This is a genomic window from Catellatospora sp. NPDC049133 (assembly GCF_040648455.1).
In the GTDB taxonomy this organism is placed as follows: Bacteria; Actinomycetota; Actinomycetes; order Mycobacteriales; family Micromonosporaceae; genus Catellatospora; species Catellatospora aurea.
In genome coordinates this window covers 208,713-231,446 of sequence record NZ_JBEZDT010000004.1, presented here as the reverse complement: position 1 = coordinate 231,446, position 22,734 = coordinate 208,713, and the positions used below count along the sequence as shown (strand labels likewise).

At 72.7% G+C, this 22,734-nt stretch carries 27 protein-coding genes; 19 read left to right on the top strand and 8 right to left on the bottom strand.

The window, feature by feature from the left end:
- Positions 1-44: 44 nt before the first annotated feature.
- Positions 45-2,198 carry a SulP family inorganic anion transporter gene (locus tag AB0B35_RS06240; RefSeq protein ID WP_361041359.1) on the top strand — a complete coding sequence of 718 codons (2,154 nt, stop codon included), beginning with the start codon at positions 45-47 and terminating at the stop codon, positions 2,196-2,198.
- Between the two features lie 44 nt (positions 2,199-2,242).
- Here the strand turns inward: AB0B35_RS06240 and AB0B35_RS06235 are convergent, their stop codons facing one another.
- The 3 genes from AB0B35_RS06235 to AB0B35_RS06225 all read right to left on the bottom strand — a co-directional run bounded on the left by AB0B35_RS06235 (position 2,243) and on the right by AB0B35_RS06225 (position 4,767).
- A complete protein-coding gene (locus AB0B35_RS06235) occupies positions 2,243-3,196 on the bottom strand; it encodes an ABC transporter permease subunit (protein ID WP_361041357.1) in 954 nt (317 codons plus the stop codon).
- On the bottom strand, positions 3,193-4,098 hold the full coding sequence (locus AB0B35_RS06230) for an ATP-binding cassette domain-containing protein (protein WP_361041354.1): 906 nt from the start codon (positions 4,096-4,098) through the stop codon (positions 3,193-3,195). The genes AB0B35_RS06235 and AB0B35_RS06230 overlap by 4 nt, the downstream gene beginning before the upstream one ends.
- 126 nt (positions 4,099-4,224) lie before the next feature.
- Complete coding sequence (locus AB0B35_RS06225) at positions 4,225-4,767, bottom strand: dihydrofolate reductase family protein (protein ID WP_361041351.1); 543 nt, start codon at positions 4,765-4,767, stop codon at positions 4,225-4,227.
- Positions 4,768-5,007: 240 nt separating this feature from the next.
- Between AB0B35_RS06225 and AB0B35_RS06220 the strand changes: the two genes are divergently transcribed.
- Entirely contained in the window at positions 5,008-5,433 is a 426-nt protein-coding gene (locus AB0B35_RS06220) for an STAS domain-containing protein (protein WP_361041349.1), read from the top strand.
- On the opposite strand, the gene AB0B35_RS06215 is transcribed toward AB0B35_RS06220, so the two are convergent.
- Both AB0B35_RS06215 and AB0B35_RS06210 read right to left on the bottom strand, forming a co-directional pair.
- Complete coding sequence (locus tag AB0B35_RS06215) at positions 5,320-6,294, bottom strand: sigma-70 family RNA polymerase sigma factor (protein WP_361041581.1); 975 nt, start codon at positions 6,292-6,294, stop codon at positions 5,320-5,322. The two genes, AB0B35_RS06220 and AB0B35_RS06215, sit on opposite strands and share 114 nt — an antisense overlap.
- Before the next feature lie 69 nt (positions 6,295-6,363).
- Positions 6,364-6,576, bottom strand: a complete 213-nt coding sequence (locus AB0B35_RS06210) for a hypothetical protein (protein ID WP_361041347.1) — start codon at positions 6,574-6,576, stop codon at positions 6,364-6,366.
- Between the two features lie 129 nt (positions 6,577-6,705).
- Between AB0B35_RS06210 and AB0B35_RS06205 the strand changes: the two genes are divergently transcribed.
- A complete protein-coding gene (locus tag AB0B35_RS06205; protein WP_361041344.1) occupies positions 6,706-7,422 on the top strand; it encodes a GNAT family N-acetyltransferase in 717 nt (238 codons plus the stop codon).
- Here AB0B35_RS06205 and AB0B35_RS06200 read toward each other — a convergent pair.
- Positions 7,419-8,384: a GNAT family N-acetyltransferase gene (locus AB0B35_RS06200; RefSeq protein WP_361041342.1), complete on the bottom strand. Its 966-nt coding sequence runs from the start codon at positions 8,382-8,384 to the stop codon at positions 7,419-7,421. The genes AB0B35_RS06205 and AB0B35_RS06200 overlap by 4 nt on opposite strands.
- A gap of 112 nt (positions 8,385-8,496) precedes the next feature.
- On the opposite strand from AB0B35_RS06200, the gene AB0B35_RS06195 reads away from it, so the two are divergent.
- The 16 genes from AB0B35_RS06195 (at position 8,497) to AB0B35_RS06120 (ending at position 21,221) form a co-directional block, all read left to right on the top strand.
- Positions 8,497-9,030: a GNAT family N-acetyltransferase gene (locus AB0B35_RS06195; protein ID WP_361041339.1), complete on the top strand. Its 534-nt coding sequence runs from the start codon at positions 8,497-8,499 to the stop codon at positions 9,028-9,030.
- A gap of 10 nt (positions 9,031-9,040) precedes the next feature.
- Complete coding sequence (locus AB0B35_RS06190; protein WP_361041337.1) at positions 9,041-9,508, top strand: GNAT family N-acetyltransferase; 468 nt, start codon at positions 9,041-9,043, stop codon at positions 9,506-9,508.
- Positions 9,509-9,733: 225 nt separating this feature from the next.
- Entirely contained in the window at positions 9,734-10,156 is a 423-nt protein-coding gene (locus tag AB0B35_RS06185) for an Imm10 family immunity protein (RefSeq protein ID WP_361041335.1), read from the top strand.
- 11 nt (positions 10,157-10,167) lie between these two features.
- Positions 10,168-10,584, top strand: coding sequence for a hypothetical protein (locus AB0B35_RS06180; RefSeq protein WP_361041333.1), 417 nt, complete (start codon positions 10,168-10,170; stop codon positions 10,582-10,584).
- Between the two features lie 184 nt (positions 10,585-10,768).
- On the top strand, positions 10,769-12,616 hold the full coding sequence (locus AB0B35_RS06175) for an ABC transporter ATP-binding protein (protein ID WP_361041579.1): 1,848 nt from the start codon (positions 10,769-10,771) through the stop codon (positions 12,614-12,616).
- 20 nt (positions 12,617-12,636) lie between these two features.
- Complete coding sequence (locus tag AB0B35_RS06170; RefSeq protein WP_361041331.1) at positions 12,637-13,641, top strand: hypothetical protein; 1,005 nt, start codon at positions 12,637-12,639, stop codon at positions 13,639-13,641.
- A gap of 47 nt (positions 13,642-13,688) precedes the next feature.
- Positions 13,689-14,072 (top strand): VOC family protein, encoded by a 384-nt coding sequence (locus tag AB0B35_RS06165; RefSeq protein ID WP_361041328.1) that lies wholly within the window; start codon positions 13,689-13,691, stop codon positions 14,070-14,072.
- 81 nt (positions 14,073-14,153) lie between these two features.
- Entirely contained in the window at positions 14,154-15,800 is a 1,647-nt protein-coding gene (locus AB0B35_RS06160) for a hypothetical protein (RefSeq protein WP_361041326.1), read from the top strand.
- A 282-nt stretch (positions 15,801-16,082) separates the two neighbouring features.
- Positions 16,083-16,481: a group 1 truncated hemoglobin gene (locus AB0B35_RS06155; protein ID WP_360538197.1), complete on the top strand. Its 399-nt coding sequence runs from the start codon at positions 16,083-16,085 to the stop codon at positions 16,479-16,481.
- Positions 16,482-16,483: 2 nt separating this feature from the next.
- Entirely contained in the window at positions 16,484-17,644 is a 1,161-nt protein-coding gene (locus AB0B35_RS06150; protein WP_361041324.1) for a globin domain-containing protein, read from the top strand.
- A gap of 28 nt (positions 17,645-17,672) precedes the next feature.
- Complete coding sequence (locus AB0B35_RS06145) at positions 17,673-18,296, top strand: hypothetical protein (RefSeq protein ID WP_361041321.1); 624 nt, start codon at positions 17,673-17,675, stop codon at positions 18,294-18,296.
- 78 nt (positions 18,297-18,374) lie between these two features.
- Positions 18,375-18,776, top strand: coding sequence for a helix-turn-helix domain-containing protein (locus tag AB0B35_RS06140; protein ID WP_361041318.1), 402 nt, complete (start codon positions 18,375-18,377; stop codon positions 18,774-18,776).
- 80 nt (positions 18,777-18,856) lie between these two features.
- On the top strand, positions 18,857-19,198 hold the full coding sequence (locus AB0B35_RS06135; RefSeq protein ID WP_361041316.1) for a hypothetical protein: 342 nt from the start codon (positions 18,857-18,859) through the stop codon (positions 19,196-19,198).
- Positions 19,198-20,214: a serine hydrolase domain-containing protein gene (locus AB0B35_RS06130; protein ID WP_361041313.1), complete on the top strand. Its 1,017-nt coding sequence runs from the start codon at positions 19,198-19,200 to the stop codon at positions 20,212-20,214. Before AB0B35_RS06135 ends, AB0B35_RS06130 begins: the two co-directional genes overlap by 1 nt.
- A gap of 31 nt (positions 20,215-20,245) precedes the next feature.
- Complete coding sequence (locus tag AB0B35_RS06125; protein WP_361041310.1) at positions 20,246-20,626, top strand: metalloregulator ArsR/SmtB family transcription factor; 381 nt, start codon at positions 20,246-20,248, stop codon at positions 20,624-20,626.
- Entirely contained in the window at positions 20,601-21,221 is a 621-nt protein-coding gene (locus AB0B35_RS06120; RefSeq protein ID WP_361041308.1) for an SRPBCC domain-containing protein, read from the top strand. Before AB0B35_RS06125 ends, AB0B35_RS06120 begins: the two co-directional genes overlap by 26 nt.
- A gap of 88 nt (positions 21,222-21,309) precedes the next feature.
- Here the strand turns inward: AB0B35_RS06120 and AB0B35_RS06115 are convergent, their stop codons facing one another.
- Positions 21,310-21,846: a DUF5994 family protein gene (locus AB0B35_RS06115; RefSeq protein ID WP_361041306.1), complete on the bottom strand. Its 537-nt coding sequence runs from the start codon at positions 21,844-21,846 to the stop codon at positions 21,310-21,312.
- Positions 21,843-22,376 (bottom strand): hypothetical protein, encoded by a 534-nt coding sequence (locus AB0B35_RS06110; protein WP_361041304.1) that lies wholly within the window; start codon positions 22,374-22,376, stop codon positions 21,843-21,845. The genes AB0B35_RS06115 and AB0B35_RS06110 overlap by 4 nt, the downstream gene beginning before the upstream one ends.
- Between the last annotated feature and the right edge of the window lie 358 nt (positions 22,377-22,734).

Genomic DNA, 22,734 nt, shown 5'->3' with positions numbered 1-22,734 from the left:
GCAGTTGAGGTGGGCATAACGCGTAAGGAGAGGTGGTCGTCTACATGAGCGCACAATGGCGTGAGCGGTTGCGGACGGACGTGCCGGCGTCCCTGGTGGTGGTGCTGGTGGCACTGCCCCTGTCGCTGGGCATCGCGGTGGCGTCCGGGGCGCCCGTACTGGCCGGGTTGATCAGTGCCGTGATCGGCGGGATCGTGGTGGGAGCCCTGGGCGGCTCCGTGGTGCAGGTGAGCGGCCCGGCGGCCGGCCTGACACTGATCGTGGCGCAGACCGTGGCCACGTTCGGCTGGCGCGGGGCGTGCGCGATCACGGTTGCCGCGGGGGTGCTGCAACTGCTGCTCGGCGCGTCCCGGGTGGCGCGGGCTGCGCTGGCCGTCTCGCCGGCCATCGTGCACGGCATGCTCGCCGGGGTCGGCGTCGTGATCGTCCTGTCCCAGGTGCACGTGCTGCTGGGCGACGCCCCGCAGGCCTCGGCGCTGGCAAACCTGCGCGCGCTGCCCTCGGAGCTGCTGCACAACCACACCCCGGCGGTGTTCGTCGGCGTGCTCACCCTGGCCGTGCTGTGGGGCTGGCGGGCCGTGCCGACGCTGGCCGGGATCGTGCCCGCGCCACTGGCGGCGGTGGTCGTCGGCACCGCCGTGGCGGCGGCGACCGGCTGGGACCTGCAGCGGGTGGACATCCCCGACGACATCCTCGCCTTCGACGCCGGGCCGATCTGGCCCGACGCCGCGCCCTCGACGCTGCTCGCGGCGGTCGGCGCGGTGGCGCTGGTGGCCAGCGTCGAATCCTTGCTGTGCGCGGTCGCCGTCGACCGGATGCACGACGGACCCCGGGTCAACCTGGACCGCGAGCTGGCGGGGCAGGGTGCGGCCAACATCGTGGCCGGGGCGCTCGGCGGCCTGCCGGTGGCCGGGGTGATCGTGCGCTCGACGACGAACGTGAAGGCCGGCGGCCGCACGCGGCTGTCCACGGTGCTGCACGGCGTGTGGATCCTGGTGCTGGTCCTGGTGGCCGCGCCGGTGATCGAGCTGATCCCGCTGCCCGCCCTGGCCGCGCTGCTGGTCTACACGGGTGTGCAGATGGTCAACCTGACCCACGCCCAGCAGGTGCACCAGCACCGGGAGATGCCGGTGTACGTGCTCACCCTGCTGGCCGTGGTGGTGCTGGGCCTGTTCGAGGGGGTGCTGGTCGGCATGGCGTGCGCGCTGCTGCTGTCGGTCTGGCGGCTCACTCACGCCACCGTGCGGGCCTATCGGGACGAGCACGGCTGGCACGTCGCGATCGAGGGTTCGCTGACCTTCCTGGCGGTGCCGCGGCTGAGCCGGGCGCTGGCCCAGGTGCCCGCGGGGGTCGCCGTCGGCGTCGAGCTGAACGCCGACTTCATGGACCACGCCGCGGTGACCGCGCTGCACGACTGGCGCACCGGCCACGAGCGCGGCGGGGGCACCGTCGAGGTGCACGAACTGCACCACAACTGGTACGCCGACGCGATCACCGGCCAGCGCGCGCCGGCCCGGAAGATCCACCCGACCGCCTGGCTGCTGCCGCGCGTGCACCGCGCCGTGCCGCACGGCGCCCGGGAGCGCCTGACCCGGGGTGCGCGGCTGTTCCACCGGCACGGGGCCCGCCAGGTCGGCCCGCTGCTGGCCGAGCTGGCCCGCACCGGCCAGCAGCCGACCCAGCTGTTCATCACCTGCGCCGACTCGCGCATCGTGCCCAGCATGATCACGTCGACCGGTCCCGGAGACCTGTTCACCGTGCGCAACGTGGGCAACCTGGTGCCCCGGGACGGCGACGGCGACCACGACGGCAGCGTGCCGGCCGCGATGGATTTCGCGCTGAACGTGCTGCAGGTGCGCACCATCACGGTGTGCGGGCACTCGGGCTGCGGCGCCTTGGCCGCGCTGCTGCGTCCGGGCACCCTGCCCGCGCCGATGCCGCACCTGCTGCGCTGGCTGCGGCACGCCCAGCCCAGCCTGCACCGGGTGGGCCAGGTCGGCGACGGCGACCACCTGACCCGGCTCTGCCAGCAGAACGTGGTCCAGCAGCTGGAGAACCTGATGTCCTACCCGGGGGTCGCCGAGCGCGTCCACGACGGCCGCCTGGAGCTGGTCGGCATGTACTTCGACATCGCCACCAGCCGCATCCACCTGCTGGACCCGAGCCACACCAGGTTCACGCCCGTCTCGGCGCACTGACGCGGGCCGGGCGCGGCGGGCGGCAGCGCCCGCCGCGCCCGGCGTCACGCGATGTCGCGGCGGCGGTTGATCATGATGCCGATCGCACCGGCGACCAGCGACCAGCCGGTCAGCACCAGCACGCCGACCCACCACGACGCGGCTTCCGGGTACAGCTTCTCCGGCGAGACCATGACCTGTGACGCGATCGACGGCATCATGACTGCCGAGGTCAGCACCCAGTCGCTCTGGATGAGGTAGGCCCGGATGAGATTGAACACGCCGAGTCCGCCGACGAATCCACCGAGATAAATGATCATCGCGGTGACGACCGCGCCGATCTGGCTGTTGATGAGCGTGCCGAGACCGAAGCCGAGCAGCGCCCACAGCAGGTAGGCGACCAGGTTGAAGAGGAGCGCCCGCTGGACGGGCCACTCGCCCAGGGAGTTGGTCAGCCCGAGATCGTCGAAGAAGATCAGCCCGGCGGTGAGCGACAGAACCCGCGCCACGAGCCAGAAGACGAACCCGAGTCCGAGCGCCGCCAGCAGTTTGCCGAACACCACCTGCGTGCGGCGCGGAGTGGTCAGGAACGTGGCCGTCGCCGTCTGGTACTGGAACTCGTTCGTGATCACGAGCGCGCCCAGCAGCATCACCAGCAGCAGGCCGAAGAACTGGCCGCTGGTGAAGATGTTGCCGGCCGCGTTGACCGCCTGCAGGTGCAGGTCGTGCAGCTGCGTGAACTCCGCCCTGGCCGCGGCGGCCTCGGCCGCGCTCATGCCGCGGCCGGGCTTGAACACCGCGGTGGTGTCCCGGGCCCGCTCGAGGTGCTGGGCCGCCTCGGACATGTTGATGAAAAGCGCGAACCCGGTGAAGAACACCGACGCGAGGCCGAACAGCCACCACGCGTTGGTGGTCGTGATCTTGCGGAGCTCGCTGCGGACGAGCCGGAGCCCCGGGATGCCGACGTGCGGGATCACCGGGCGGGCCGTGGCCGGGGGCGTCTGGAGGGTCGCGGTCATCGGATATCCGCCTTTCCGGCCGTCAGCTGCAGGAACACGTTCTCCAGGTCGCGCCGCTCGGCGGTCAGCTCATGGATCTCCGCGCCGACCCGCAGCGCCGCCGCACCGATCGTCGGCCCGTCGGCGCCCACGATGCGCAGCGCTCCGCCCTCGACCGGCGTGGCCGTGACCGCGTCGCCCAGCTCGGCGACCAGGGCCTCCGGGCGAGGTGTGCGGACGAGCATCTGGTCGGCCCCGGCCGACGCGAGGATCTCGGCCACCGTGCCCTGCCGGACCAGCCTGCCCGCTGCGATGATCACGACGTCGTCGGCGAGCAGCTCCATCTCCGACAGCAGATGGCTGGACACCAGGACGGTGCGGCCCTCGTCGGCGAGCGACTTGAGCAGGTCCCGCATCCACCGGATGCCCTCGGGGTCCAGGCCGTTGGCGGGCTCGTCCAGGACGAGCACGTCCGGGTCGCCCAGCAGCGCGGCGGCGATGCCCAGCCGCTGGCGCATGCCCAGCGAGTAACCCTTGAACTTGCGGTTGGCGGCCGGTGTCAGCCCGACAGTGGACAGCACGTCGTCGGCCCGGCCGACCGGGATGCCGGCCGCGTCGCAGAGCATGCGCAGGTGGTTGCGGCCGGTGCGGCCGCGGTGCGCACCCGAGGCCTCCAGGAGCGCGCCGACCTTGCGGATCGGGTCGGTGAGATCGGCGTAGCGCCGTCCCCCGATGGTCGCGGTGCCCGCCGTGGGCCGAACCAGGTTCAGCACCATGCGCAGCGTGGTCGTCTTGCCCGCGCCGTTCGGCCCCAGGAACCCGGTGACCCGGCCCGGGCTGACGGTGAACGACAGGTCGTCGACCGCGCGCACGTTCTTGTAGACCTTGGTCAACCCACTGACGGCGATACCGTCGTCGGCCATCGGCCAGCTCCCCTCACGTCCGACACCTAGAAGCGTGATGCATAGTAGTTCTAGGTATCGTGGCACGCAAGAAGGGGGCCGGCGCGGCCGGGCGCACCGAGCACGCCCAGGCCGCGCGGAGCCGGATCAGGCCTCGGGGGCCGGGGCGGGGGCGTACACCAGGTTCAGCACGCCGGTCTTGAACGTCTCCGACGACACCAGGGTCAGCGGGATCGTCTCGCCGTCGTCGAACAGGCGCTGGCCGTGGCCCACCACGATCGGGTGGATCAGCAGGTGCAGCTCGTCGAGCAGGCCGGCCCGCAGCAGCGAGCGCACCAGCACCACGCTGCCGGTGATGCCGAGGTCCTTGCCCGGCTCGGCCTTGAGCGCCCGCAGCTCGTCCAGGTCGCGGACGACGGAGGTGTTCTCCCAGGTCGGGTCCTGCAGGGTGCTGGACACGACGACCTTGCGCCGGCCGTTCATGACGGCCGCGAACTCGTCCTCGCTCTTTGGCCAGTACTCGGCGAAGCCGTCGTAGGTGGTGCGGCCCAGCAGCATCACGTCCGAGTCTTCCATCAACTTGCCGACGGCCGCGCCCATGGCGTCGTCGAAGTACGGGAAGTGCCAGGTGTGGGGATCCTGGACGACGCCGTCCAGCGACACGAACAGCCCAGCGACGATCTTCCTCATGATGACCTCCGGTCGGTGCCGGCGCCGCGCCCCGTTGGCTCGGCTGCCGTCTCACCCACTCCGACGAACGAGCCCCGCGAAACTCATCGGCCCCCGGGAAGAAAATTCTGTCGGCACCGTGAGCTGCGACAACACGATCCGCCTCGGGGCGTCGATGAATTCGGCCGCCCTCGACCGTCCTATCTGACGAGGCGTACATCCGACCGGGCGGCGGGCGGGCGCGCCGCGGAGGAGGCAGCGGTGCGCGAGCACGTGCGGCAGGCGTACACGGTGCTGGTCATCGGCCCTTCGCTGGGCGCGGGGGACCTGGCCGCGCTCTGTGCCCGGGTCGACGAGGCCCGCCGCGACCTGCCGCCGGGCAGCGACCTCGTGGTGCTCTGCGACGTCGGCACCCTGACCCGGCCGGACCTGGCCGGGCTGGACGTGCTCGCGCGGCTGCGCCTGCACACGGCGCGGGCCGGAGGCTCGCTGCGGCTGTGGCGGGCCGGGCCGCACCTGCGGCTGCTGCTGGAGCTGACCGGCCTGCGCAGCGTGCTGCCGTCGTTTCCCGGCTCAGCCGACGAGTTCGGCCTCCTTGCCGCGCACGAGCACGGGCGGCAGGCCGAACAGCGGGAACAGCCGCTCGGTGTCGAGGAAGTTGTTGACCCCGGCGATCCGTCCGGCTGAGATCTCCAGGACGATGAGCGCCCACGGCTCGTGCCGGTCCGGATCCTCGGTCGGCCGGTACTGCCCGAAGGCGGGCAGGCCGTTGGCGGCGACGGGCACCAGCCGGGAGCTCCGGCAGCCGCAGCCGAGGCCGAGCATCCAGGTGCGGATGTCGTCGACCCCGCGGAACCACAGGTCCAGCGGCGGCATGGACAGCGTCGCGTCCTCGTGCAGCAGCGTGGCGAGCGCGTCGAGGTCGTAGCGCTCGAACGCCTCCACATACCGGGTGAGCAGGGCGGCCTGCTCGGCGTCGGTCGGGGCCAGCACGTCGGCGTCGCTCGCGTGGGCGGCGCTCAGGCTCGCGCGGGCCCGCTGCAGCGCGCTGTTGACCGAGGCGACCGTCAGGCCGAGCAGCTCGGCGGTCTCCGCGGCGCTCCACGCCAGCACCTCGCGCAGGATCAGCACCGCGCGCTGCTTGGGGGCCAGGTGCTGCAGCGCGGCGACGAACGCGAGCCGGATCGACTCGCGGGCCACGGTCAGGTCGGCCGGGTCGGCGGTGTCCGGCAGCAGCCGGTCGTCGGGTGCGGGGCCGACCCACACCGACTCGGCCAGCGGCACGGGCGCGCTGGTGACCCGCTCGGGCGCGCCGGCCGAGGCCAGGTCCATCGGGCGGGCCCGGCGCTGCGCGCTGCCGAGCATGTCCAGGCACACGTTGGTGGCGATGCGGTACAGCCACGAGCGCACGGAGGAGCGGTTCTCGAACTGCTCGTAGCCCTTCCAGGCGCGGATCATGGTCTCCTGCACCGCGTCCTCGGCCTCGAACGCCGAGCCGAGCATCCGGTAGCAGTAGGCGGTCAGCTCCCGCCGGTGCGCCTCGAACATCTCCTCCACGTCCGCGAACCTACACCCGCCGCCCGACAACAGCCCTCACCGCGACGGTCCACCGCCTGTTCAGCGGCCGTCGCCGGTGGTCCGGCCCGCCGCGACGGCCGCCTCTATCCGCAGCAGGAGACCGCTGACCAGCAGCAATGCGCCGACGAACACCCCGTCGTCACCCAGGAAGCCGTAGCGGCGGCCCTGGAACGAGATCACGATGACGATCACGCCGATGACGGCGGCCGCCGTGCCGGTGGCGCGTACTGCCGTGCCAGGTCTGTTGTCCACGCGCGCACGCTACACAACCTCGGCCGCACGTGGTGCCCGCGCGACGGCGTCGTCCGCGCGGGTGCGGCGCGGCCCTCCGCGCGGGACGGTTGCGAGTGGCGGCGGGCCGCGCGACGTATTCTTCGGGCGATGGACAGCCGCGAGATCTGCACGGACCGACGTCTCACCGAGTTCCTGGTCGCGTACCTGGGCGGGTGGACCGAGGCGGAAGGCCTGACCGTGGTCGGCAGCCCCGCGCGGACCCGGCCGGGGTGGGACGGCCAGGTCCGCGACGTGGTCGGGGTGTCGACGCCGCACGGCGGGGTGCTGTCCGTCGCGCCGGACGCCGTTGACGCGGTACGCGAGGCGGTGCGGACCTGGGACGACGTGCCCGACCGGCTGCCCGCCGCGCTCGGGCGGCCCGACGCGACCGCCTACCGCGGGGTGTTCCGGTGGACCGACGCGCCCACGGAACTGCCGGACGCCGGCGAGTGGGTGCCGGCGCTCGACCCGCGGGTGCCGGAGTGGCTGCACCCGTTCGGCGGCCACGTGCTGATCAGCTTCGACGACGCGGGCCGGTACGCGGCGGGCGTGGGGGTCAAGCGGCACAACAGCGCGGGCATGGAGATCTCCGTCGGCACGGAGGAGGCACACCGCGGCCGAGGGCTGGCCACGGGGCTGGTCGCCCAGGCGGCGCGCTGGATCGTCGCGCAGGGCGCGGTGCCGATCTACCTGCACGACCCCGCGAACACCGCCTCGGACCGCACCGCGCGCAGCGCCGGCTTCCCGGACCTGGGCTGGCACATCATCGGCGTCGGCGGCCGCCCGCTTAGCGACCCGCGCTCGGAGCAGTCCACCCCCGACTAGAGCGTCTTCACGTAGCGGGCGTCGCGGTGCTCGACGGCGAACCCGGCCGACCGGTACAGCCCCAGCGCGCCGGTCGGGCCGGCCGCGTCGACCCCGAGCCCGGCCTGCGCGAACCCGTCCAGCTGGGCCTGCCGCAGCGCCGATGCCAGCAGCGCGCCCGCGACGCCGCGGCGGCGATGTTCGCGCCGGGTGCCGAGGACGGAGATCCACGCCTCGGCACGGCCGGTCGCTTGCGTGTCGGCCTCGTAGTAGTGCGTGAGCAGGATCGCGGCCGGCGTGTCGCCCTCGCCGGCCGGCGGGTGCTCGACGGTGGCGACGAACGACAGTCCGGGGCGGAACGCGCGGGTGCCGGTGTACCACTGCTTCCACATGTCGGGCGCCTTCTCCGAGAAGCCCCAATGGTCGACGAACGCCGCGTTGCGGACCAGCCGCGCCGCCTCGTCGTGACGCTCCAGGTCGAAGCGTTCGACGCGGTACCCGGCGGGCACGGCGACCTCGGGCAGGTCGCCGGTCAGCGGGCGGCGCATCGCGAAGAACCATCGCTGCGGCGCGAAACCCGCGCGGGCGAACAGGGCCTGCTTGCCCTCGTTGGCGTCGCTGACCTCGGCATGCAGCTCCAACGGAGGGGCAGGGTGCCCGGCTATCGCCGGGGCCGCCTCGATCGCCCAGTCGACCAGCCGCCCGCCCAGACCCTGCCGCCGGTACGCCGGGCGCACGTAGCCGCCGAAGATGAAGCGGTGCACGGGGACCGAACCGTTGGACGCCAGCACTCCATACGCGGCCAGGCGGTCGCCCTCCCAAACGCCGACGGTCGCCGAGGCCAGGTCGAGGTCCGGGTCTGCCAGCTGCTCGGCGACGTCGTCGGCGTCGTAGTGCTCACCGGTCCGATCGACCAGCTCCGCCTCGGCGATCACCTCGGCGCAGGCGGCGGCGTCGCCCACCCGCAGCGGTTCCCATCGCATCGCGGAAGCCTATGAACGCGTGATGCCGGTCGCGAGTGATTTACGCGGCAACCGCTGTCCAGGGCAGGATGGCGCGTGGAACCATGCGAACCATGATCGGCGGGGGCAGACCATGACCTATGCAGTACGCAGGATCGAGCCGGGCGAGTGGCGTCAGCTGCGCGCCCTGCGCCTGGAAGCGCTGCAGGACTCGCCGACCGCCTTCGGCACGACACCCGCCGACGCCGCCGCGCTCGCCGACGAGGTCTGGCAGCAGCAGGCCGAGCAGGCCGCGAGTTCACCGACCACGGCGACGTTCATCGCCGTCGCCGCGGACGGCCGCTGGGTGGGCATGGCGGGCTCCGCTCCGGTGGAGGTCGTCGCCGGCACCTACTGCATCCAGGGTGTCTACGTCACGCCCGCGCACCGCGGCCGGGCGGCCGGACTCGCGGCCCGGCTGGTCGACGCCGCGATCACGTGGGCCCGCGACGTCACCGACGCGTCCTGGCTCACGCTGGGTGTGCACGAGGACAACGAGCGGGCGCAGGCATTCTACCGGCGCATCGGGTTCACCGGGACCGGCAAGGTCGTGCCCTGCCGCCTCAACCCGGCCCGGAACATCACCATCCTGGGATACGAGAAGTTCCGGCTGACCACGGCCCGCTAGTCTGACGATCATGGCAGATTGGGCTACCCGGCGGGCTTCGACGGCCGACGTCGAGACGGTGGCGGAGTTGCGGGCCGTGGTGCTGCGACCGGACCTGGAACGGCTCGGGCGCTACGACGAGCACCGGGTGCGCCAGCGGCTGCGGGACAAGTTCGTGCCGGAGCACACCCAGGTGATCGAGGTCGGCGGCGAGTTCGCCGGATGCGTGACGCTGCGTCCCGCCGAAGACGCCCACTGGCTGGAGAACTTCCTTCTGGCCCCGTACCTACACGGCAGCGGGACCGGCACGGCCGTGCTCACCGAGCTGCTGGAGCAGTGCGATCGCGACGGCACCGTGGTCCGGTTGCAGGTGCTACAGGGCAGCGCGGCCCGGCGGCTGTACGAGCGGCACGGGTTCACCGTCGAGTCCGAGGACCCGGTGGACGTGTTCATGAAACGCGAACCGATGACATCGTCGCGAATGAGCTCGAAGGAGTAGTGCTCGGTCCGGTCGAGTGCCGGGGCCACCTCCGCCCAGGCGGAGCTGTCGGCGCTGCCGCCGTGCAGCAGGATCATCGCCGGTGCGGTGGGAGCCCCGAGCACTCGGTAGGCGAGCCGTACACCGCGGATGTCGATGATCTGGTCACCTGCCATGGCAGCGAGACCACCGGCGGTCGGCCAGGGGCTTAAGCTCTGCCTTCTCATGGGCGGCGCAAGGAGGAACATGCGAGATCATGATGTATCCGGGTGGGCGCCGGCGGTCGTTCGCGACGTAGGCGAGGACGACAGCGGGGTTTACGTGGTCGGGATTCGCGAGACCACCGAGGCTGATGCCTGGTCGCTGCTATTCACGGAGTGTTACGACGCGGACGATGAGCAGGAGATCGACCTCGGCATGAACACGTACTGTCTGGTCGTCGACCCCGGACAGGCAACCTACTACGGCGGCGTTCGTGAATGCGTCCTCGCCGGTGGGCGGCTGCGCTTGAGGTTGACCGAGGACGCTGCCCTGACCCTGGGCATGCCAGTCGATGCGATGCTGGTCCTGGACGTTGCTCCCGAGCAGATCGACCTGCTCGCCCGTGGGCTGACACGAGTGTTGACCTCGGGTAGCCCGGCCGCACGGCCCGAACTGCTCGGGGTCTGAGGGGTAATGCCATGAGTCCGGTCATTGCACGCTTCCATGCCGAGACGGGTCCTGAGCCGTTGTTCGTCCGTGTACGGCAGGTGTTGTCGAGCGTACGTGAGCTGCGGTTGCACGGCGGGCATCTGGCCGAGCGGACTGTCGGCACCGACGCTCCGCTGGCCGACCTGCGGGCCTTCGACCCGGCGGCGTGGGATCTGATCCTCGTCGAGGCCCGGCAGGACACAGGCAAGTTCGTGTCGACGACATGGCGGCGGCGCTACCCGAATGGCGAGTGGTGGGTCGTCATCGGCTTCGGCGACACCGTGCGGACGCTGTACCAGGCTTCTGGCAACAAGCGAGCACTAGGCGCTGGAATCGTCACGGCAGGTCCGTTGTGGGACTTGGTGTACCAGGTCAACACGAGCCTCGTCGAAGCGCACAGCGCATGACCGTCCTCGGTTGTCGGGTGCCCGGCAGGAACGAATCGGCTGCTCACTCCTGATTGGGCATACGCTTGCCTCAGGCCGCCGGTGGGGTCGCGGCTCAGGGGAGGAAACCGTGTCCGCACCGTCCGAAGCCGCCACCGTGACCGCCGCCGAGACGACACCCGCCACGGCCTCCGTGCTGCCGAAGATGCGCACGATGTGGTGGGAGGAGGGGGTCCGCGCCCGCGCCGACGCCGGGCTGCGCACCCTCGCCCAGGCCCTGCCCCGGCTGGTCGGCACCGCGCTGCGCATCGCCTGGCGCGCCGACCGGGCCCGCACCGCGATCGTGCTGTCGTGCACGGTGCTGGCCGGGGTCATGGCGACGGCCGGGCTGCTCGCGACCCAGCAGGTCCTGGTCGGCCTGTTCTCCGCCGCGCCGACCCCGGACCGGGTGGCCACGGCGCTGCCCGCGCTGATCGTGCTGGCCGGGGCGGCGGCGCTGCGGGCGGGCATGGGCATCGCCACCGGCTACGCCCTCAACGGGCTGACGCCCCGCGTCGACCGGACGGTGCAGCGGCAGCTGTTCGAGGCGACCACCGCGGTGCGGCTGGACGCGTTCGACGAGGACGCGTTCGCCGACGACATGGAACGGGCCGCCCGCGGCATGGAGTCGGTGATCGGCCTGGTCAACGCGATGATGGCGCTGGCCGCCGGTGCGATCGGGGTGCTCGCGGTGGCGGTGGCGCTGGTCGTGGTGCACCCGCTGCTGCTGGGCGCGATGCTGCTGGCGACGGTGCCGAACGCGTGGGCGGCGCTGCGGGCCGGGCACCTGGAGTACCAGACGTACCTGGCCGGGTCGGTGCGCAGGCGGCGCATGTGGATCCTGAACCGGCTGATGGCCGACCGGATGACCGCGGCGGAGCTGCGCGCGTACGGGCTGCGCGGGTTCCTGCTCGGCCAGTACGACACGGTCATGGACACCGAGACCCGGATCCAGCTCGACCTGGCGCGCCGGGTCACCACCACCAACGCGCTCGGCGCGATGGCGGGCGGCGTCGCGACCGGGGCCGTGTACGCGCTGCTCGGCTGGCTGCTGTTGGACGGGGCGATCCCGCTGTCGGCCGCGGCGACCGCCGTGATCGCGTTGCAGGCCGCCCGGCACTCGCTGGCGACGGTGACCTACCAGGTCGACGCGCTCTACATGGAGGGGCGGCACTTCGACGACTACACCGGGTTCATGGAGCGGGCGAAGGCGCACGTGCCCGCCGCGGACGGCTCGCTGCCCGCGGACGAACTGCGGACCCTGCGGGTCGACGCGGTCAGCCTGAGCTACCCCGACCGGGACACCCCGGCCGTCGACGACGTGTCGATGGTCGTGCACGCCGGGCAGACCGTGGCGTTCGTCGGGGAGAACGGCTCGGGCAAGACCACCCTCGCCGCGGTGATAGCCGCGCTGCGCGCCCCGTCGGCGGGCACGATCAGCTGGAACGGTGTGCCGCTCCCGCAGCTGGACGCCGACGGGCTGCGGGCGCGGATCGCGGTGGTGTCGCAGGACTACTGGAAGTGGCCGTTCACCGCGGAGGTGAACATCCGCCTCGGCGAGGCGGGCGCGCCGGTGCAGCGCGAGCGCATCGAGGCGGCGGCGCAGCGCGCGGTCGCCCACGACATGATCATGCAGTTGCCGTTCGGGTACGACACGCTGCTGGACCGCACCTTCGCCGACGGGCAGGACCTGTCCGGCGGGCAGTGGCAGCGCATCACCGCCGCGCGTGGCTTCCTGCGCGACGCGGACCTGCTCATCATGGACGAGCCGTCCTCCGCGCTGGACCCGCGTGCCGAGGACGCCCTGTTCCAGGCGATCCGGGACCGGCAGGGCCGGCGGACCACCATCCTGATCACGCACCGGCTGGCCAACGTACGCCACGCCGACGTCATCTACGTGCTGCACGAGGGCCGGCTGATCCAGTCCGGCCGCCACGACGAGCTGATGGCGGCCGGCGGCCGGTACGCGGAGCTGTTCACGCTCCAGGCCAGCGGTTACCTGGACGCCGCCTGATCTCCTCATATCATGACAAGGTGGGCGAGGTGCCGGAGGAGACCGTGCGTGAGCTGTATACGGCCCTGCCCGAGGAGTTCACCGCGGCCCGTGACGCGGCGGCGGCCGCGGCCAAGGCGGCCGGGCACGCCGCGCAGGCCACGGCGATCAAGCGGCTGCGCCGCCCCACCGTCGCCGCGTGGCTGGTCAACCTGCTGGCCCACCGCGCACCCGAGCGCATCGCCGAGCTGACCGCCCTGTCCGCCGCGCTGCGCGACGCCCAGCGGCAACTGCGCGGCGCGGACCTGCGCGCGCTGACCGTGCAGCGCCGCGAGCTGCTCTCGGCCCTGGCCGAACGAGCCGTCGACCTGGGGGTACGGGCTCAGCCGGGCCTGACTCCGGCGAAGCTCCCGCAGGCCGAGGTCGAGCAGACCCTGGCCGCCGCGCTCGCCGACGACGAGATCGCCGCGCAGGTCCGGGCGGGCACGGTCGTCAAAGCGGTGTCGTACACCGGGTTCGGCGCGGCTTCGGCGTTCGGCGGCGCGGACACCGGCGACGAGGACGACGCGGACGTGGTGGTACTGCCGCGCAGGCCGGCCCGTAAGGCACCGGCGGGCCCGGCCCCGACACGTCCGGTCCCGGCACACGACGGCGCGGCGGCACCGGCTGGGGGTCGCGTCGCCCGCAGAGCGGTGGCACAGCGCGACCGGTCAGCCGATGACGTGCGGCCGGAGCGGGAGACCCGCGCGACCGAGCCGCCCCGTGTGCCGTTGGAGCTGCGGCGGGAGTTGGCGTCGGCGCGGGAGGCCGAGCAGCGGGCGCGGGACGAGGCGGACCGGGCGCGCGCGGCGGAGGCGGCGGGCGCCGACGAGCTGGCGCGGCTCAGGGAAACGCTGGCGGCGCTGGAGGAGCGGCGGGCCAGGGCGCAGCAGGAGGTCAACGGGCGGCGGGCCGCCCGTACGGCGGCGGAGCGGGCGCTTGCCGCGGCCGTGCGACGCACGACGAAGGCGCAGGCGGCGATCGACGCCCGGAGCGCGACGGCATGACGCGGGCCCCGGCCGGGGCCGGATCGACACAGCAGGAGGAGCACACGATGTTCGGCAGGACGCGAGCGTTCTCGGGGTTCTCGGTTGACGACACCGAGACGGCCCGGCGGTTCTACGGCGAGACGCTGGGTCTGGAGGTCACCGACCTCGGCGGCGGCCTGCTGCGGCTGGAACTGGCCGGCGGTGGCCAGGTGCTGATCTATCCGAAGCCGGATCACGTGCCGGCGACGTACACCATCCTGAACTTCCCGGTGACGCACCTGGAGGCCGCGATGGGGGAGCTGCGGGAACGTGGTGTCGAGTTCGAGAACTACGACACCGACGACCTGAAGACCGACGCCGCGGGGGTGTCCGACGACGACGCGGGGCCGCGGATCGCCTGGTTCAAGGATCCGGCGGGCAACATCCTGTCGGTGCTGGAAGAGGACTGAACGCCGCCGCCTCTGGCGTGTCCGCCTTCCGGGCCACTACGGTGACGGCCCAGGATGTCCACCGGCGACGGGGAGTAGCGCATGGCCGGGGCGGGACCGGGCGTGGCCCGGCGTGCGATCGTGGGCGGACTCGTGCTCGCGCTGCTGCTGCCGCTGCTCGCGTGCACCGGCGGTTTGCCGGGCCGGGACGAGGAACCGGTCGCGCTGTCGCCGGAGCAGACCGCGGCCGCACTGGCGTCACCGGATCCGGCGGAGCGCCGCCGCGGGGCCTGGTCGGTGCTGGCCAACCTCGGCGTGGCCGTGTACACCCCGGCGGGCGAGCAGGTGCTGGCCGGGGTGAGCCCGGGTCCGGACGGGGTGCACGTGCTCGAACCGCAGGTGGACACGCTTGCCGAGATGGCGGGCACGGCCCGGGAGCCGATGCTGGACTTCACGAGGCGGCTGTCGGCGCTGGGCGTGCGGCGGGAGCCGGCGGAGCTGCTGGAGCTGTACCGGACGGCGTACTGGCAGGCGCGGGACCGGTGGCTGGTGCGGCTGCTGCAGGCCCGCCAGGTGGACTTCTCCGGCGACGGCGAGCTGGGGCCCTCGGTCGACGCGCTGTCGGAGTGGCTGATGCTGCTCGACGGGTTCGTGGCCCCGGTGGTGGCGAGCCGGGTGCCCGAGCGGGCCGGTGAGCGCCCCGCGCCGGAGGCCGCCGGCTGGGGCGTGGTGTACGCGGCGGGTGGCCGGGAGCTGTCGCTGGGCGGCGCGCCCGCGACGGCGTACACCCAGGCGATGTTGCGCTGGCAGAGTGTGCGGATCCGGCTGTCGCCGCAGAACGCGCGCCTGGCCCAGGGCGCCGGCGGCTCCGGTGGCGAGCTCGACGTCGTCGCGACCGTGGACACCGCGCAGGCCGCCGCGACGGCCTTCGGGCCCGCGCCGCTGCTGGTGGCGGCGTCGCCCGCGCCGGGCGCGGTCGGGCTGGTGTTCTCGCCGCCCGCGCACCTGGCCGGGCATGTGGAGTTGGGTGGGGGCGGGCTGTCGCCGCACCGGGCCGCCACCGACGCCGCGGGCCGGGCGACCGTGCGTCTGCGGGCCGCGGCCGACCCGGGTGCGCCGTCCGATCCGGAGCGCTCCGTGCTGGGCGTCGTGCGGGCCACGGCGGCGGACGACCTCGGACTGTTCCAGGCTGTGTTCACGAGTGCGCCGCAGGGCCTGGCCGCGTTCCTGGCGCCGATGCCGCGGCCCGCGGCGACGCTGCCGGTGACCGTGACCTGGCACGGGGTGGAGGACTGCGCCACGTTCACCGACGGCGAGTGGTCGGGCACCGCGACGATGTCGGGTACGGTCCGGGTTGCCGGTGCGACGTTGCGCCCCCACGGCGGCCAGGTCAGGTTCCGGCTGGTCGTGGCGGGTGGCAACGTCGTCGACGGCGAGGTGGAGCAGGTGGTCGATCTGACCGGCTCGGTGGGTGACCGGCAGGTCGTCGCCACGCTCGACGGGGTGGGCCCACCGGCGGGCGGTGCGGGCGCGGCGACCTTCGTGTACACCACGAGCACGCTGGAACGGGCTATCGGCGACCAGTCGTTCGATCCGGTGAAGACGGTGGTCCAGGGGCGGTTCACGCCGCGTGCCGGGGACTGCGCGACGCTGACCGGTGACCTGTCGTTGACGGTGCGCGGCACCCGAGCTGCCGACGGGATCAGCGGCACGCTCACCGCACGGTTCGAGGCCACCAGCGCCGGATGACGGGCCGCCGCACACCATCGATGAGCTGCACCGTACGATGTGGACAGTTGTCGAACATGTGTTCTAAAACACACGCCGTATATTAACCGACTACTGGTTGACACCAAAGTGACGCATCTATATATCCTGATGGTGCGCGGATAACCAGTGGTTTGATTGGCGGCCTTCGGGCAAACCGCTGGTTGTGCCGGTGTGCTCCACCACGTCCGAACCGGGTGCGGGCCCGGACCGGGCGAATGCCGGCTCCGCGCAGCTCACCACTGCGATGACGGAGGCGGAACAATGTCAGACAGTCCAGGAGCTACCACCACGGCCACCAGTGCATACGACCTCATCGGCGGCGCGCCGTCGGTGCGGGAGGCGGTGGACCGGCTCTACACCTATCTGCTCGCCGACGAGCAGCTCGCCGACTACTTCGACGGCATCGACCTGCCCAGGCTCAAGAGCCACATGGTCGCGCTGCTCACCCACGTGCTCGGGGGCCCCACCGGATACCCGGTGGAGAACCTCGGGCCCGCGCACGCCCGGCTGAACATCAGCGCGGCCCACTACCAGCGGGTCGCGCAGTACGCCGCCGGAGTCCTGTTCGAACTGCACGTCCCGATGGACGTCATCCTCCAGGTCGGACAGGTGCTGGCCAGCGTGCAGCCCCTGATCGTCGCCGAGCCGGCGGCGGTCTGAGGATGGACGCGCAGCGCCTGCAGAGCAGCTTCGCCGCCGTGCAAGCCCACGGCGACCGGGCCGCGCAGCACTTCTACGCCTTCCTCTTCGTGGCGTATCCGGAGCTGCGCGACCTGTTCCCGGTGTCCATGGCCGGCCAGCGAGACCGGCTGCTGCAGGCGCTGGGGCACGTCGTGTCCCACGTCGACCAGCTCGACCAGGCCGTGCCGTACCTGGAAGGGCTGGGCCGCGACCACCGCAGGTTCTCGGTGGTCGGGGCGCACTACGCGCAGGTCGGGCAGGCGCTGCTGGCCACCCTGGAGCACTTCCTGGGCGAGGAGTGGACCGACGACCTGGCCGCGCAGTGGTCGGCGGCGTACGAACTGGTGTCGGGCACCATGCTGCGGGCGGCCGAGCACGCCGCCCGCAGCCAGCCCGCCTGGTGGACCGCCGACGTGCTCGAACACGAACGCCGCGGCCCCGACCTGGCCGTGTTCACCGTGCGCCCGACCATGCCGCTGACCTACCGGCCCGGCCAGTCGGTGGCCCTGGAATGCCCGCTGCGGCCCCGGGTCTGGCGCTACCTGTCGCCCGCGAACACCCCGCGGGCCGACGGCACCATCGAATTCCACGTACGCGCCCAGCCCGGCGGCGAGCTCAGCCCGGCGCTCGTCCACCAGCTCCGCGAAGGCGACCAGGTGCGGCTCGGCGCACCGCTCGGCCGGCGGCTCACCCTCACCCCGGGCGGCGGCCGCGACCTGCTGCTGATCGCCGCGGGCACCGGCCTGGCCCCGCTGCGGGCCCTGGTCGAGCAGGTCGAGGTCGAGACCGCCGCCGGGGTGCCGGCCCGGTCCGTGCAGCTGTTCGCGGGCGCCCGCGGCGTCGGCGACCTCTACGACCTGCCGACCCTGCGCGGGCTGGAGGCGGCGCACCGCTGGCTGAGCGTGCTGCCGGTGACCCCGGAGGAGCGCGGCGGCGACGACGTGCTCGGCGCGGCGCTGCGCACCACACGCCTGGGCGAGCGTGAGGTGTACGTGTGCGGGCCTCCCGCGCTGGTCTGGAACGCGCGCGAGGCGCTCGCCGCCGCGGGTGTGCCCGCCGCGCAGATCCACCTCGAGGACTACGACGGCGCGCGTTACCAGCCGTCCCAGGCACCCGCGGCGAGCGCCGCCGCGATCCGATGAGCACGATCCGATGAGCACAGGGGGAGCAGTGACCACAGTCAGCGCGTACGAGCAGCCGGACCTGCGCAAGCGGGTGCCGCACACGCCGGAGTCGATCGTCCGCCACCACCTGCCCGACGCCACCGGCCGGCGGCGCGGATACGACAAGGAGGCCGTCGACCGGCTGCGGCGCACGCTCGCCGAGGACGTCGACGCGCTCAATGCCTACATCGCCGCCCAGCAGGCCGAACTCGACCGGGTCAAGCGGCTCGGCGACCGGTTGCAGCCCGTCGATCCGGCGGTGCGGGCTCGGCAGGTCGCCGCGGAGGCGGTCACCCTCACCGCCCGCGCGCAGGCCCAGGCCGACACCGTGATCGCGGCCGCGCAGCAGCAGAGCCGGCTGATCGTGGAGAGCGCGGAGAAGCAGGCCGCGCACATCCTCGACGCCGCCCGCCGCGACGCCGACCGGGCGGCGGCCAGCTACCGGGCGAGTGCCGGGGGCGCGTACAGCCCCGACCGCGAACGCGAGGCCCGCGACGTGGCCATGCTGGCGACCTGCCTGCGCTCGCTGGAGGCGGCCCGGTCGAACCTGCCCGCCATCGAGGCGCAGTTCGACGCCGTGATCCTGGCGTTCGCGCACCAGCTGAAGCACCTGAGTCCCTCGCCCGACTGACCCTGGGACCGCCGACGGCGTCGTGTCCTAAATGGAGTGAACATGTCCGGCCCGGCCTGCCCGTCAGATGATGTCCAGATGCAATCACGCCCCGTGTTGCCGATGTTCGCGTTGCGTTACAACCGGCTGCTCGACGCGATCCAACCCGGCGGCGTACGCCAGACCGACGAGATGGTCGCCCGTGCCGTCGACGTGTCCGCGCAGTACATCGGCATGCTGCGCACCGGCAAGCGCACCAACCCGGGCCACGAGCTGGTCGGGCGGATCGCCGCGCACTTCGGCGTGGACGTGGCCTACTTCCTCGACCCCGAGCGGGCCGCGGCCGTCGATCGGGAACTGGAGCTGCTCGGCGCACTGCGCGACACCAAGGTGCGCCGGCTGCTGCAGCGGGTGAGCGGCCTGTCCCCGGCCAGCCTCGACCTCGCCGCCGAGGTCGTGGAACGCCTGCGCCTGCTGGAAGGGCTCTACGACGACGAGTAAACGAACGGTAACCTGCCGGTGGGACACTGCCTCGCCGCAGGCTGACGGAGCCGGCGCGACGGCAGTGATGAGGCGGACACGTGGCGGATCACACGGTGCACCGGCTCCCCGGACCGCAGGGGCTGACGGCCAACCTGACCATCGGTGCGCTCGTGCACGTGCTCGCCGCGTTCGTCTACGGGTTGCTGTCGTTGCTGCGGCTGGAGGGCTGCGACAGGGCGGACGGGCTGGCCGCGGGCTGGGGCCTCGCCGTCCTGCTGGACCTGCTGCTGGGCGGGGCGCTGCTGGCGGGCGCGCTGCGCCGTACCAACGGCAACCGGTGGGCCATGCTGGCCGGCTGGGCACTTACCCTGGTCCCGTTCGGCATGCTGGCCGCCGCCACCTCCAGCTACATCGCGAACCTGCCCAGCGGCTGCGCCTGATGCCCCCGCAGGATGCCCGTCGCTCGTCCGCACCTGCGCGGGAGATCCGCGGGTTGCGCCCGGTCTCCGTGCGGGAGGTCGGGCTGCTTGCCCGGCAGGCGGGCTACGACGCGGCGGAGCCGCTGGTGGCGGGCGTCTCGCGCAGGGACGTGCCGCCGGTGTACGCGTGCGCGGGCTCGACCCCGGCGGGGCGGCCGTTCGGCGAGCGCACTCCCGTCTATGCGGCCTCACTGTCCAAGCAGGTCATCGCGGCGCTGGTGGCGCTGGTGATGCGCCAGGGCGGCCTGGCCGTGGACGAGCCGCTGTCGCGGCGGCTGCCCGAGCTGCCCGCGTGGGCGGAGTCGGTGCGCCTGCGCCACCTGCTGCACCACGTCGGCGGCCTGCCCGGCGACGACCTGGTCGACCGCGCCCTGACCGGGAACCGCACCGGGCCCGGGGTGCTGGCCGCGCTGCGGGCGCTGCCCGAACCCGCGCGCCCACCCGGCACCGCGTACGGGTACTCCAACGCCGGCTACGTCTGCCTCGCCGAGGCGGTGCGCCGCGCCGCGGGGACCGAGCTGCCCGCGCTGGCCGAGGAACTGCTGTTCAGGCCGCTGGGACTTGCCGACACGCGCCTCTGGGACGGGCCCGGGGCGGCCCCGCCGGACGCCGAACCGCTGTCGCCCGCACCGCTGTCGCTGGGCGACGGCGGGCTCTGGAGCACCCCCGCCGACCTGCTGCGCTGGGCCGACGCGCTCAACGACAGCCGGCTCGGCGTCAGCGGGTTGATGCAGGCCCCGGGCCGCCTCGACGACGGCACGGTGCTGGACTACGCCTGGGGTATGGGCGTGCGGCAGCGCCACGGGCTGACGGTGTATCGCCACGGCGGCGGCTGGCCCGGTGTGCGCACCGTGCTGGCCCGGGTGCCCGACCGGGGGCTGAGCGTGCTCGTCGTCGCCCTGGACGACGAGACCGAGCGCGCGGCGTCGCTTGCCGACAGCCTGCTCGACCTGCCGCTCGGCCAATACCGGGTTTGACTTATATAAGTCACAGCTGTAACTTCGGGCCGTGCACGCCTTCGACGTACTCGGCGACCCGGTCCGACGGCGGATCCTCGAACTGCTCGCCGGGGGCGAGCAGACCTCCGGCGCCCTCACCCAGGTCGTCCAGGCGGAGTTCGGCATCTCGCAGCCCGCCGTGTCGCAGCACCTCAAGGTGCTGCGCGACAACGGCTTCGCGAACGTGCGCGCCGAAGGCACCCGCCGGCTGTACGCGGTTGACGCCGCCCCGCTGCGGGAAGTGGACAACTGGCTGGACCACTTCCGCGGGTTCTGGAACCAGCGCCTCGACGCGCTGGGCACCGAGCTCGCCCGGGGCCGCCGCGAACGCCGCCTGCGCGAATCAGAAGACAAGGAGAAGCCCGATGAAGGACATCACCGAGCAGCTTGAGGCGATCCGGCGCGAGGTCGCCCGGCGCGACGGCGGCGACCTCGGCGAGCTGGTCGCCGTGCTGGTCAAGCGCACCTACCACGCCGACGTCGAGGACGTCTGGGACGCCATCACCAGCAAGGAGCGCCTGCCTCGCTGGTTCGCACCGGTCACGGGCGACTTCCGCGAGGGCGGCAGCTTCCAGGTCGAGAACATGGCCTCCGGCGACATCCTCCAGTGCCGCCCCCCGAAGCTGCTGCGGATGACGTACGGCGGCCCGACCAGCATCGTCGAGGTCCGGCTGACCTCGGCTGGCGAAGACGTCACCGACCTCGAGGTCGAGCACACCGTGCCCGTCGCGATGGCCGGCAGCGGTGCGGGGGCGCTCTACGTCGGCCCCGGCTGGGACCAGGGCCTGCTCATGCTCGCCCGGCACCTCGGCGGTGAGCACATCGCCGACCCGCTCGCCGACCAGAACTCCCTGCCGGGCCAGGAGTTCTCCCGCCGCTCCATCCAGGCCTGGGCCGACGCCGTACGCGCCTCCGGCACCGCTACCGAAGACGAGATCACCGCGTCGGTCACCGCTGCCGCCACCCACTTCGCCCCCGACCTCTGACCATGCTTGCGCCATCCGGGAGGTCGGGTTCGAGTCCCGGGTAGTCCACCGCATATCGGATATGTCCGATCAGCGAAAGCCCGGCTCGTCAGCGAGCTGGGCTTTCGCCCGTCCGGGGCGGGCGGGATCGCCCGGCTATCAGGGCGTGCGCATCCGCGACGTCGGTCGAGGCGTCGCACGGGTGCCGCGTGGCGCGCGGCGCGGTGACGCGGTTGCCTGCCTGTGCCGCCCGCAGCAGAGACCTGGCAGCGACGTCCCGTGACGTGCACGGTGGCACGACCAGCAGATCTACTCGCGTTCCGCGCGCGCTCAGTGCGGTGAGCAGGCTGGCCGGCTGGCTGGCGTGGTAGTCCACGCCTATCCGGCGGCCGCCGACGTGGACCTGCTCGGGACGTGGGCTCCAGCCGCCGACGCCGAGCACGAACCGCACGACCGGCCCGTGGATCGGGTCGAGCGCCAGGGCCAGGCCGGGCAGCGCTTCGGCCGGGTCCGTCGAGTAGGGCCACCATCCGCCGTCGAGCATTCCGGCTGCGGTGTGGGTGGGTTCGACGCGCAGCCGTTCGGCACGCTGCGCCGACGCGGGCAGTAGACCCATGAGGTCCGGCGGGCCGATCCGTGCCGTCATGGCGTGCCCGGCATGGTGACGACGTTCCAGCGCTCGACGATCATCCCGCGGTCGACCCGGAACAGGTCGTAGAACCACCGCGGCGCGTGGCGCTCGGTGCCGGTGGACACGGTGAGCACGAACTCTCCCTCGGCGACGGTCATCAGGCGGCGGTCATAGACCGTACGGTTGGACCGCCAGTCGTCTGCCATCGCCTGCAGGCCGTTGCCGACCAGCGGGTCGTGCTGGATCAGGCGCGAGCTGAAGAAGTGCCGCAGCCGGTCGGGCTTGCCCCCGATGAGGATGGTGTCGATCAGGTAGTCGACCAGCCTGCCGCTGCGGGCGCTCTGCCCGGGCCGGGTGACCTCGGCGGGGCCGTCGGTCTGGCTGTGCCCGCTGGCCGTGTCGGCGATGACCGGCTGGTGCGCGGCCCAGTGCTCGGCGAGCGCACCGTCGGTGACGCGGAAGATGTCGAACCCGGCGTGCTCACCGTCCGGGCCGTCGTGGACGCGGTGGACGGCGATCATGTCGCCGTCCACCAGTACGCGCACGGTTCCGCCGGCGAATCGGGGACCCAGTTCGGCCAGCAGCCGCCGGGCCTGCCTGTCATGAGCGCGGTGCGCGGCGTATGAGCGGGCAGTTGGTGGGGCTGCCGGAAGGTCGATGGCGTACACAATCGCTCCTCGGGTGTCTGCGGTGAGAACCGGCCGAGCCGTTCTTCCGAAGATCCAGGAGCGTGACGCTGGTGGCCCTCAGCAAAACCGCAAGGTGCGGATGCCGCGCCGCCGCCGACTCAACATGCACGGGCGAGTGCCCGTTACGGTATCGACGAATGCGATATTCCCTTTTCAGTGTACGCCCTGGTAGTGGCGACGGCCCGGGCGGACGAGGGGCGTGGCCCGGGGGACG

What these genes read in the sequence shown, in the direction of transcription:
- AB0B35_RS06205 (WP_361041344.1), top strand. Translation starts at nt 6,706, where the DNA reads ATGGACAGCCGCGAGATCTGCACGGACCGACGTCTCACCGAGTTCCTG.
- AB0B35_RS06185 (WP_361041335.1), top strand. Translation starts at nt 9,734, where the DNA reads ATGCGAGATCATGATGTATCCGGGTGGGCGCCGGCGGTCGTTCGCGAC.
- AB0B35_RS06130 (WP_361041313.1), top strand. Translation starts at nt 19,198, where the DNA reads ATGCCCCCGCAGGATGCCCGTCGCTCGTCCGCACCTGCGCGGGAGATC.
- AB0B35_RS06140 (WP_361041318.1), top strand. Translation starts at nt 18,375, where the DNA reads ATGCAATCACGCCCCGTGTTGCCGATGTTCGCGTTGCGTTACAACCGG.
- AB0B35_RS06200 (WP_361041342.1), bottom strand. Translation starts at nt 8,384, where the DNA reads ATGCGATGGGAACCGCTGCGGGTGGGCGACGCCGCCGCCTGCGCCGAG.
- AB0B35_RS06230 (WP_361041354.1), bottom strand. Translation starts at nt 4,098, where the DNA reads ATGGCCGACGACGGTATCGCCGTCAGTGGGTTGACCAAGGTCTACAAG.
- AB0B35_RS06160 (WP_361041326.1), top strand. Translation starts at nt 14,154, where the DNA reads ATGGCCGGGGCGGGACCGGGCGTGGCCCGGCGTGCGATCGTGGGCGGA.
- AB0B35_RS06150 (WP_361041324.1), top strand. Translation starts at nt 16,484, where the DNA reads ATGGACGCGCAGCGCCTGCAGAGCAGCTTCGCCGCCGTGCAAGCCCAC.
- AB0B35_RS06180 (WP_361041333.1), top strand. Translation starts at nt 10,168, where the DNA reads ATGAGTCCGGTCATTGCACGCTTCCATGCCGAGACGGGTCCTGAGCCG.
- AB0B35_RS06155 (WP_360538197.1), top strand. Translation starts at nt 16,083, where the DNA reads ATGTCAGACAGTCCAGGAGCTACCACCACGGCCACCAGTGCATACGAC.
- AB0B35_RS06195 (WP_361041339.1), top strand. Translation starts at nt 8,497, where the DNA reads ATGACCTATGCAGTACGCAGGATCGAGCCGGGCGAGTGGCGTCAGCTG.
- AB0B35_RS06190 (WP_361041337.1), top strand. Translation starts at nt 9,041, where the DNA reads ATGGCAGATTGGGCTACCCGGCGGGCTTCGACGGCCGACGTCGAGACG.
- AB0B35_RS06120 (WP_361041308.1), top strand. Translation starts at nt 20,601, where the DNA reads ATGAAGGACATCACCGAGCAGCTTGAGGCGATCCGGCGCGAGGTCGCC.
- AB0B35_RS06240 (WP_361041359.1), top strand. Translation starts at nt 45, where the DNA reads ATGAGCGCACAATGGCGTGAGCGGTTGCGGACGGACGTGCCGGCGTCC.
- AB0B35_RS06215 (WP_361041581.1), bottom strand. Translation starts at nt 6,294, where the DNA reads ATGTTCGAGGCGCACCGGCGGGAGCTGACCGCCTACTGCTACCGGATG.
- AB0B35_RS06165 (WP_361041328.1), top strand. Translation starts at nt 13,689, where the DNA reads ATGTTCGGCAGGACGCGAGCGTTCTCGGGGTTCTCGGTTGACGACACC.
- AB0B35_RS06175 (WP_361041579.1), top strand. Translation starts at nt 10,769, where the DNA reads ATGCGCACGATGTGGTGGGAGGAGGGGGTCCGCGCCCGCGCCGACGCC.
- AB0B35_RS06225 (WP_361041351.1), bottom strand. Translation starts at nt 4,767, where the DNA reads ATGAGGAAGATCGTCGCTGGGCTGTTCGTGTCGCTGGACGGCGTCGTC.
- AB0B35_RS06235 (WP_361041357.1), bottom strand. Translation starts at nt 3,196, where the DNA reads ATGACCGCGACCCTCCAGACGCCCCCGGCCACGGCCCGCCCGGTGATC.
- AB0B35_RS06115 (WP_361041306.1), bottom strand. Translation starts at nt 21,846, where the DNA reads ATGACGGCACGGATCGGCCCGCCGGACCTCATGGGTCTACTGCCCGCG.